At 68.7% G+C, this 8,700-nt stretch carries 13 protein-coding genes and 1 pseudogene; 2 read left to right on the plus strand and 12 right to left on the minus strand.

Annotated elements, in window-relative coordinates:
- From ABZ854_RS36355 to ABZ854_RS36380, 6 genes and pseudogenes are all read right to left on the minus strand, one after another.
- Positions 1-299 (minus strand): annotated as a pseudogene (locus ABZ854_RS36355) (aldo/keto reductase); the annotation flags it as partial.
- On the minus strand, positions 296-1,489 hold the full coding sequence (locus tag ABZ854_RS36360; protein ID WP_361220112.1) for a cupin domain-containing protein: 1,194 nt from the start codon (positions 1,487-1,489) through the stop codon (positions 296-298). The gene ABZ854_RS36360 and the pseudogene ABZ854_RS36355, both read right to left, overlap by 4 nt.
- A gap of 15 nt (positions 1,490-1,504) precedes the next feature.
- Complete coding sequence (locus ABZ854_RS36365; RefSeq protein WP_351739222.1) at positions 1,505-1,654, minus strand: hypothetical protein; 150 nt, start codon at positions 1,652-1,654, stop codon at positions 1,505-1,507.
- A gap of 135 nt (positions 1,655-1,789) precedes the next feature.
- On the minus strand, positions 1,790-2,002 hold the full coding sequence (locus tag ABZ854_RS36370) for a hypothetical protein (protein WP_361220116.1): 213 nt from the start codon (positions 2,000-2,002) through the stop codon (positions 1,790-1,792).
- Positions 1,999-2,280: a hypothetical protein gene (locus ABZ854_RS36375; RefSeq protein ID WP_361220119.1), complete on the minus strand. Its 282-nt coding sequence runs from the start codon at positions 2,278-2,280 to the stop codon at positions 1,999-2,001. The genes ABZ854_RS36370 and ABZ854_RS36375 overlap by 4 nt, the downstream gene beginning before the upstream one ends.
- Positions 2,277-2,483, minus strand: a complete 207-nt coding sequence (locus tag ABZ854_RS36380; protein ID WP_361220122.1) for a hypothetical protein — start codon at positions 2,481-2,483, stop codon at positions 2,277-2,279. Before ABZ854_RS36380 ends, ABZ854_RS36375 begins: the two co-directional genes overlap by 4 nt.
- Positions 2,484-2,814: 331 nt before the next feature.
- Between ABZ854_RS36380 and ABZ854_RS36385 the strand changes: the two genes are divergently transcribed.
- Together ABZ854_RS36385 and ABZ854_RS36390 are read left to right on the plus strand one after the other, a co-directional pair.
- The gene (locus ABZ854_RS36385; RefSeq protein WP_055582709.1) at positions 2,815-3,645 is read left to right on the plus strand and encodes a helix-turn-helix transcriptional regulator; all 831 of its coding nucleotides are present in this window, start codon (positions 2,815-2,817) and stop codon (positions 3,643-3,645) included.
- Entirely contained in the window at positions 3,642-3,851 is a 210-nt protein-coding gene (locus ABZ854_RS36390) for a DUF397 domain-containing protein (RefSeq protein ID WP_361220125.1), read from the plus strand. Before ABZ854_RS36385 ends, ABZ854_RS36390 begins: the two co-directional genes overlap by 4 nt.
- 135 nt (positions 3,852-3,986) lie before the next feature.
- Here ABZ854_RS36390 and ABZ854_RS36395 read toward each other — a convergent pair whose 3' ends face one another.
- From ABZ854_RS36395 to ABZ854_RS36420, 6 genes are all read right to left on the minus strand, one after another.
- On the minus strand, positions 3,987-4,295 hold the full coding sequence (locus tag ABZ854_RS36395; RefSeq protein WP_361220127.1) for a hypothetical protein: 309 nt from the start codon (positions 4,293-4,295) through the stop codon (positions 3,987-3,989).
- 273 nt (positions 4,296-4,568) lie between these two features.
- Complete coding sequence (locus ABZ854_RS36400; RefSeq protein ID WP_361220129.1) at positions 4,569-4,844, minus strand: hypothetical protein; 276 nt, start codon at positions 4,842-4,844, stop codon at positions 4,569-4,571.
- Between the two features lie 50 nt (positions 4,845-4,894).
- Positions 4,895-5,788: a hypothetical protein gene (locus tag ABZ854_RS36405; protein ID WP_361220132.1), complete on the minus strand. Its 894-nt coding sequence runs from the start codon at positions 5,786-5,788 to the stop codon at positions 4,895-4,897.
- A 460-nt stretch (positions 5,789-6,248) separates the two neighbouring features.
- A complete protein-coding gene (locus tag ABZ854_RS36410; protein ID WP_361220135.1) occupies positions 6,249-8,096 on the minus strand; it encodes a DNA polymerase in 1,848 nt (615 codons plus the stop codon).
- 105 nt (positions 8,097-8,201) lie between these two features.
- Positions 8,202-8,429, minus strand: a complete 228-nt coding sequence (locus ABZ854_RS36415; protein ID WP_361220138.1) for a hypothetical protein — start codon at positions 8,427-8,429, stop codon at positions 8,202-8,204.
- On the minus strand, positions 8,426-8,700 hold a 275-nt coding region (locus ABZ854_RS36420), incomplete at its 5' end, for a hypothetical protein (RefSeq protein WP_361220140.1). The genes ABZ854_RS36420 and ABZ854_RS36415, both read right to left, overlap by 4 nt.

An 8,700-nucleotide genomic window follows, 5' to 3' on the forward strand; every position in this document is an offset into this window, starting at 1 on the left:
ACGAAGCGGGTGGTAAGGCAGTGGCCGAAGGCGGCTTCGTCGGCGCTGAGCGCTCCGGCGGTGATTGCCATGGTGCCGGTGCCCTTGGCGACGAAGCCCACCTTCGTGGACACCTTGATCAAGCGGTCTCTCAGGGCCGGGGCCATGAGGGTCTGGGCACGGCCTCCCAGGTAGTTGGGGGCCGTGTCCACCCAGGCGGTCCGGGGGTCGTCCGCAGCGCGGAGAACAGCGTCATGGATGGCCGGGGGACGGACACGGTAGGTGCCCAGCCCCAGGGGCGCGGGGGTCTCGGTCGTCATGCGCTGCCCCCTTCGACTGCCACCGCCTGGCCGTGGACCAACTCCGTGATCACTCCGGCCGCGTCGTCCAACGAGAGCTGGGCCGTGGCTGCCAGCTCCCCCAGGGTGACCGCGTCCGGCACGGCGGAGATCAGGCGCCGCAGGAGCGGGCCGGCTGCCGGGGCCATGTCCCACTCGTTGCCGCACGCCCGGAAGGTGACTCCGTCCCCGTCGTCCGCGTCCTCACAGAGCGCGCGGGCCGTGGTGAGCCTGACGCGCAGCTCCGGGAGGGCCGGGACGGTACCGATGTGCGGGAGGCTGGGCCGCATCCGGGTCACGTCTTCGGCGTCGCGTACGCCCATGTACCGGGTTAGGACGCCCGGGTCCTCAAGGGCGGCCACCACTTCCTTCTTCAGCCGCTCCAGGTAGTCCGCCTGTTCCTCCGGCGGGGCGAAGACGGGGAGGTCCAGCCGGAGGACTTCCTTGCGGCGCAGCTCGTCAGAGAGCCACGACACGAGCTGTGCGCCGGTGGTCGTCTGAATACCAAACGTCAGGTGGAGAGAGTGCTCCCCTTCGGACGCGGCAACCGAGTGCCACCACCCACGCGGGAGGTAGAGGAGATCCCCGGGCCGCATGACGATTTCGGTGAGCGGCTTCTCCGGGGGGTCCTCCGGCTCCTCCGTGTCCTTATACATGGGCGCGGTGCGGGTGGGCCCGTAGATCTTCCACCGCTTCGAGCCGTCCACCTGGGCCACCACAACGTCATGGTCGTCCCAGTGGACCCCGAAGCCCTCCCGGGCGGTCCATGAGGCGTACAGATTGGTTTGGACCCCGGCGCGGAGCCACTGTTCCAACTCCATGGCCGCGCGGCCCACGGCGGGGTGGAGTTCGTCCACGGCGTCGATGACGAGTGAGGCACCTTCGGTCAGGCGCTCGTGAAGCTCCGCCGGGTGAAGGCGCTGCCAAACCGTGTGTCGGCGGGTCGTGACGGGCGCGCTGTACCGGTACTGCGGCAGCATCTCCCCTTCAGCGGACAGGCGGAGCCGGGGCGGGTCCAGTCGGTGGGTGGCGAGGATGTTGTTGAGGTCGTCCCAGGTGATCAGGTCACCCGGGGCCGGGATGGCGCCCGGCACGTGAAGGTGTTGGCGGTGGTACACCTGGGCCGGGAACGTGTCCCGGCCCAGGCGCTCCGCCAGGCTCAGCGGAGACAACGTGTGACCTCCCGGTCAGTCGTTGCCGTCGGTGCGGCCGGTCGAACCACCGTCGGACGGGGTGACCCCCCGCTCACGGGCGGCGCCGATCGCGCGCTTGGCCCGGACGAGACCGGACCCCTGGGACTGGCCTCCCGCCGTGGCGGGGGCGTTGGTGCTGTCCATACCGCGTACCTCCTTCTTGTGGTGGTGCCTTCGAAGACCGCGCCTTTTCGGCGGGCCCGTGGTGCCCCGCTCCCCTCCGGTTCCTCCTGTGGCTGTGAGGGAGCCGTCCGGTACAACCGGAGGGGGGCGGGAGTCTCAATCGGTCGGGATGGCCAGACACGCCGGGCAGTTGACCGACCGCAACCATTCGGTGGCCGTGCCCTTGTTCCGACCGTCCGGGCAGGCGGCCACGAGACGCGGTCTTTCGTCCCGGTAGACCGTGGTGAGCTTGTGGACGGTGTGCAGGTCGTTGCCGACCGTGCCCGCCTTCGTCTTCGTGTCGTCGTCCACCGTGGTCCAGCTCCTCATGTCAGCCCCCTTCGCTGTTGCGCGTGGAGCCTGCCGACCGCCAGGAGTTGGCGCCGTTCCCAGGCGGACCCCGGGCGGATGCGACTGAAGTGGACGCGCCACGCCAGACCGGTGGGCCGGTCCACTTCGACAAAGGACCCGTCCATCCCCCGCACCGTGGCGGGCATGTCGCGGTCCTTGTCGAAGACCACGGCGCCAAGGGTGACTTCGTCGGCGTTCTTGAACGGGGCCGGGGCCGGGGCCTTGAGCCGGCGGGCCCGGCGGGTCTCCGCCCTCACCGCTCCGTCACCCTGCGGTCCGTGCTCCGGCGGTGCGGGTGCTGCCGGATCGTCTCGTCCGCCGCTCGTTCGCTCACGGTGCTGCCCAGACGGTGGGCCGACGCGCGGGCGGCCGTGGCGGCGGCGCAGATGGGGCACCCCTCGACTCCGACAGGCTGTAACAGGGGGACGTGGAGCGCGGGAGCCGTCGCCGTGTCACTCATCTACAAGCCTCCGTAGTCCAGCCTGAACGTCCAGCAACGTGGACCGGGTTGCGTCTCCGGGGCCGCGTGGCACCCACTCCGGGGCGAGCCGCCAGAAGCCCCCGACTGCTATGAGCGCGGCCAGCTCGTCCGCGTCGTTGCGGCCCTGGGGGGTCGGTTCGGCGTCCATACCACGTGGTCCTTCGTTGCGGGCGGCTTCTCCGCCTCGTGCATTTGCAACTGGGTCTACACCCACAGTGACCCGCACGGCGTACGCTCAACAGGGTCTGAGCCATGCCAAGAGGCATGGCATAAACCGGGAAACCCCATGGCATGGGCGGGAGTTGAACAGATGAGCGAAGGGGCCGATCAAGAGCGCGAGCCGAAGAACGGGGCCGCGTACTTCGGGGATGAGGTGAAGGCGCTCCGGGATGCGTTAGGGCTCTCTCAAGAGGACTTCGCCACGGAGCTGCACTACAACCAGGGGCAAGTCAGCAAGGTAGAGAGCGGGTCAGTCCTGGCCTCCGAAGCCTTCGCCATCGCCATGGACCGCGTGGCCGGGACGCCGGGCGTATACCTGCGGCTCCGGAACAAGCTCGCCAAGCAAGGGCACCCGGATTGGTTCGTCCCGTACATCACGTTGGAAGAGGCGGCCAGCGGGATCACGGACTACTCGTGCACGTTCCTGATGGGCCTGTTGCAGACGCCGGAGTACGCGGCGGCAGTCGTGCGCGCCTCCTTCCCGCGCGAGTCGGAAGAGCAGATCAAGAAGCGCGTTGAACTTCGGCTCCAACGACAGAGCGTCATGGAGCGCGAGGACCCGCCCGCCCTCTGGGTGATCATCCATGAGGCAGTTCTCCGTACGGTCGTGGGCAGTCGCGCCGTGATGGTGGGCCAGCTCGAACACCTAACGGTGTTGATGCAGTCGCCCAACGTCACCATTCAGGTGCTGCCCTTCGAAGCGGGTGCCGCTCCCTCCCATCTGCCCTTTACGCTGCTCTCGTTGGACGAGAAGCCGCACGCGGTCTACACCGAGACGCCCACGCACGGCGGGCAGACGGATGAGTCACCTAGCGTGGTGGCGGGCGCGGTCAACAGGTTCGACCGGCTACGCATGGCGGCGGACTCTGAAGAGAAGTCGCTTGACTTGATTCGCAAGATCATGGAGGACCACGCGAAATGAGCAACACTCCCGACCCTGAGCCGGTGCGATGGGTCAAGAGCACGTACAGCGCTGGGGAAGGGCAGTGCATCGAGTGGGCGCCCGACGATGCAGCGACCACAGGTGTGGTGCCTGTCCGTGACAGCAAGGACCCGAACGGGCCCGTTCTGCGCTTCACTGCGGAGGGCTGGGCGGGGTTCGTAAAGTTCGCCACCGACCAACGCTGACCACCACCCAGCGGCCCCGCACCCGGCCCGGACCCCGCCGGGTCGGAACGCAGAGAAGCCCCGTCACCCTCTTCAGGGCAACGGGGCTTCGTCACGTTCGGGGCAGGGTCAGGAGACGGGGCTCCTGGCCGTGGTTCAGGCGGCGCATCTCTCTGGTTCGGCGGTCTCCTCCCAGACCGCCCAGGGGGCGCCGAAGGGGCGGAGGCGTCCCGTGTCCGGGGACGTGATCCATTCGTGAAGACCGGTGGGCGTCCCGGTGTCGTACCGGTAGGCCACCACCCGGAAGTGGTGCACGTCCTGACTCGCCAGGTTGGCCACCGCCACGGCCAGGACGTAGAGCGCGCGGTCCAGCTCGTGGACGTTGCGGATGTAGTCGGGCATCGGCGGGAAGCCGTCGCCGGCCGCATCCCAGACCCAGCGGTTCGGGCCTACCCACCTGGGCATCTCAACGCGGAACTCGACGGACGGAACCCCTTCAACCATGGACACGTACAAAACCCCCTGTGCTGTTCCTGTGCGAACCCCTATTCGCACAGGCATTCGACAGTACACCGGAGGTCTGACATATGCCTATGGCTTAGACCAAGATCCGTAACAACGCACAATGATCACCAAATCGGGCACGCCACAGGGCCGTTGGAGCGCGGGCCTCCCCGTCTCAACGTAGGACGTGTGTAGAGGGAACGCATCCGAATACCGGGTTAGTTCCCGGACCGCTCACCAGCGGGAAGGCGGCACATACGACGGAAAACCCGACCGGGCGGTACGGGTTGCGGCGGCCCGGAACGCCTTCGGGTCCGGGGTGCTGACGCGCTCGCTCGCCTCGATGAGCCAGAGACCCAGCTCCCGGGCCTGGGCCGGGGTCATCCGGGCCCGGTCGGCGGGCACGGCCAGGGAGACGGAGCCCTTCTCCTTGTCGTTGTGCCAGACGAGCACGCGGCCCGCTTCGGCGGTCATGGTGGCCTTCGTCTCACGCACGGTGTTGATCGTCACGGGGTCCTCTTCCTGGGGTTGGTAGAACTGGGTGAACGGAGTGCGGCCGGTCAGCCCCGGCACGCGGCGGCGCCCTTCCGGGTCAGGCGCGCGGTCATGGCGGCGGTCAGCTCCTCCGCCTCTTCGGAGGTCTGGGCCGTGGTCGTGATCCATCGCTTGCCGAACGCCTTGAGGCCCTTGGACCGGGCTTCGCGCACGGCCTTCGCCGTGGTGCCCATGTCGGCGGCAAGCTCTTCGTCTGCGGTGTTGCCGTAGAACGGGACGGGTTCGATGCCGAAGGTTCCGCGCAGTACGTACGCCTGCCCTTCGCCCATCGTGTCCAAGAGGCCGTGGACAAGGCAGCGCTTGACCCGCTCCGCCTCCCGCGACACGTCGTCGGCGGTCACCAGATCGTCCGGGACGCCGTACGTGGACGTGCCCGGCTCCCACGGCTCGTCCGTGTCTTCGGCGCCCGGGGCCGGGGCGTCCAGGGAGTCCGCTCCCTGGTAGGCGAGACGGGCCGCGTGGGCACGGTCGGCGCTCAGCCGGCGCCCCGCCGGGGGCACGGTCTGACACAGCTTCTCGGCAAGGAAGGGGTCGCCACCGGCCCGGTCCAGCATCGAGAGGAACGTTTTTGCGGCGTCCGCGTCCACGCCCTGGTTGCGCTCCGCGCGGGTCGCGTTCAGGAGCATGGTCTCCACGGTGGTGTACGCGAAGCCCAGGAAGTCCGTGGTCACGTTCTCGTCAAAGCGCGTGAGGGCTTCCCAGACCGCTATGCGGCCCATCTGTTCGAACTCGTCGCGGTAGTCGTCGTGGCGCGGGCCGGACTCCGCCATGCGGCGGGCTGCCTTGCGGGCCAGGACTCCTATCCGTGACGCGGTGGCTTCGATGACCGTTGTTGTGGCCTCAAGGTCGTTCGCCTGGGCAGCGCGGACGGTCGAAAGTTCAAGGGTGGTGCTGTGCACGGGTGGGCTCCTCGGCTTGGCTCACCCGTGGTCTGGTGAGCCGATTGCCCGGGAGGGGCCGAACCGTCGTGCACAGCTTGTGAGCTGCGGATATGCCTGTTTCTGGGTGCACGAAGCCCAGGGCATTTCTTCAAAAGGACACGGCGAATCAAGCCCCCCGGACCGGGGGTTCTTGACGCGGGGCTTGATCAGTGCCGTGCGTCGGTACAGGTGGGTTACGGAGCCGGCGGACGGTGCGGGTTCGTCGGCGGATTCACAGGTTTAGATCCGCGAGAACTACGCAGGGATGTGGTCTCGGCGCGTTGCGTGACCCGACTTCGGCCCGGAGGATGACACCCCCGAACGCCAGGTCACGGCTCCGAAATAACGTGGCGGGAACCTACTCACGTGAGTAGGTTGAAGCGACGAATGCCCCGCACGCGGGCCCCGGAGATCCGGGGAAGCGGCGGGGCTTCGCGCGTCAGAAGTCGGCGCCGTAGAGGCTGCCCCAGCTCCTTCCGCCGATTTCGGCTTCGGCCGTGATCGGGACGCCGTACAGGTCGAAGGTCATTGCCTTCTCAACCGCACGGGCCACGTCCGCCGCGTCTTCACGCGGAGCGGACAAGAGCGCTTCGTCATGGATCGGGAGCTTGAGCATGTCCAGGAGCCCCGCCTCCTCGATGTTGAGGAGGGCTTGCCCCAGGCAGTCCCGGGCCACCGACTGGCAGGCGTAGTTGACCACCGCGTAAGTGCGGTCCCGGTCCAGCGGCAGGCGGCGCCCCGTCGCGGAGACGAAGACCATGCCGGACTCGTACGCTTCCCGCTGCCACCGGCGGGACGCGCGCTTGATCTCCGGATACAGGCGGTCGTACTCCGCGAACGCGCGGGCCATGGCCTCTTCACTGGCCCCGGTCTGACGGGCAGCCGTGCGCACGCCTCCCCCGTAGACCTTCGAGAACCCGGCCCCCTTCATGACCTTGCGGTCCGACTCCGTGGCCCCCGCTCCACGGACGAGCCGGGCCGTGAACCAGTGGATGTCTTCCCCGGCAAGGAAGCCCTCCCGCATCCGGCGCACGTCCGCCAGGGCGGCAAGGACGCGCATCTCAACGGCGCTGAAGTCGCACGAGATCATGACGTGACCCGGGTCCGCGAGCAGTGCCCGCCGGATCATCTGGTCTGAGCTGGGCAGGGTCTGAAGCGCGGGCCGGGTCACGGACATGCGCCCCGTCCGGGCCGCCATGGAATGCACGAAGGGGTGACACCGCCCCCCGGCGTCCATGACCTCAAGGAAGGTGTCCGCGTAGGACGCACGCCACTTCCCGGCCCGCTTCGAGCGAATCACGGCTTCGGCCAGGGGGTTGGGCGTCCGGCCGTTCAGGCGCTCGCCCTGAAGGCTCAGGTCCGCCAGGGCGGAGAGGACTGCCTTGTCCACCTTCAGGGCGCCGCTCCCGGTGCGCTCCGTCAGGTGCTCGCCCATGCCAACGAGCGCTTCGGCCAGGGTCCGGGTGCTGTTGACGTTCTCGACGCCGTACCGGCGGGCCACATCAGCGTAGTGGTGCTCCTCGTACGTCAGGTTGGCCCTCAGCTCCTCAACGTAGGTCTCGTCCACGACCATGCCCGCACGCTGCATGTGGGTGCAGATCCGCGCTATCTCGTGCTCGTACTGGACGAGTTCGGGGCGCACGCCCAGGCGGTCCAGCTCCCGCGTGAGGATCGGGTCCAGGCGGGCCGTGAGGATGCAGTCCAGCCCCGCGTACAGGTTGTAGGTGGGGTGGTCCAGGGGGATGCCGGCCCAGCCGGTGGCCTTCGTCAAGCCCAGGCTCCGGAAAATCGCGGTGAGGTCCCCTTGCGTGTCCGGGGCGGAGGGGTCCACGTAGTAGGCGGACAAGGGCTTGAGGCCCGTGCCAATGCCGCCTTCCTGGGGCTGCCTGGGGTCCAGGAGACCGGCCTTGAGCCGGGTGTCCGTGGTACGCGGTGCGAGCGCTTCGAGCGGCGCCCCGGCGTGCTCGTCCAAAACGGCCCAGTCGAAGGGGGCGTTGTGGATCAGGAACCGGTCTACGCGGCGCAGTGCCGCACGGGCGGCGGACTGATAGGCGGGCCCGCGCTCCCAGTGGATGACCCAGGCGTCCCGCTCGTCCCCGAACTGAACGGTCCTGAGCCTGTAGCCGGGGCTGTAGATGTCCAGCCCGCTCGTCTCCGTGTCGAGTGCGACGGGGCCCCGGCGGTTGGCACGCTCAAGCCAGGAGCTGAACGCGGTGAGGTCTTCGCGGGTCTGGGGGACATGGACGGTGACGGTCTCCCCGGCCACCGCGTGGCGGTAGGTCTGCAAGGTCTCTCCCCGTGATGGGGGCAGAGCCCGCCCGGCGCGCACGAAGGGCAGGAGCCCACCCGGTCGTTCTGGGCGGGCCCCTGCCCGTGCGGTGCGGTTGTCCGGTCAGTCCATGAGCCGCCGGAACGCTTCGAATGCCTGGGCGGGGACAACTCCGTTGCCCAGGGCCTTGAGTTGGTGCTTGCGGGTCAGCCCGGGTATCCCGGTGACCCAGCCGGCGGGCAGCCCCATGAGCCATTCGCACCACTGGGGCACGAGCCGGATGCCACCGCGCGGCCCGCGCTCCGTGGGCGGAGGGGAGGCACGTCCGGTCAGCTCCTCCCAGCGCCTCACGACGGGGAGGTATTCGCCCCACCATGCGGAAGGAGAACGACGACCGTCCGGAGATTCGAAGAACCCTGCCGGGTCTTCGATTGGCCCGGACCGCCCAAACCGTCTGAGGCGGTCGGAGTGGGGAAGAAGAAAACAAGCCTCATCGGCCAGGGTTGCGGCGTGCGGCTGGCTAGATCCCCCCCCAGGGTGAGGCCGCGGCGGGCGCACCAGCGGGCCAGGTAGCGCGAGTACGGGCTGATGCAGAAGGTGGTGAAGAAGCCGTCGCGGGACT

It is taken from the genome of Streptomyces sp. NPDC047028 (assembly GCF_040644095.1).
GTDB lineage: Bacteria > Actinomycetota > Actinomycetes > Streptomycetales > Streptomycetaceae > Streptomyces.

Coding starts and splice junctions, on each gene's coding strand:
- ABZ854_RS36365 (WP_351739222.1), bottom strand. CDS start 1,654: ATGGACAGCACCAACGCCCCCGCCACGGCGGGAGGCCAGTCCCAGGGG.
- ABZ854_RS36370 (WP_361220116.1), bottom strand. CDS start 2,002: ATGAGGAGCTGGACCACGGTGGACGACGACACGAAGACGAAGGCGGGC.
- ABZ854_RS36380 (WP_361220122.1), bottom strand. CDS start 2,483: ATGAGTGACACGGCGACGGCTCCCGCGCTCCACGTCCCCCTGTTACAG.
- ABZ854_RS36385 (WP_055582709.1), top strand. CDS start 2,815: ATGAGCGAAGGGGCCGATCAAGAGCGCGAGCCGAAGAACGGGGCCGCG.
- ABZ854_RS36390 (WP_361220125.1), top strand. CDS start 3,642: ATGAGCAACACTCCCGACCCTGAGCCGGTGCGATGGGTCAAGAGCACG.
- ABZ854_RS36395 (WP_361220127.1), bottom strand. CDS start 4,295: ATGCCCAGGTGGGTAGGCCCGAACCGCTGGGTCTGGGATGCGGCCGGC.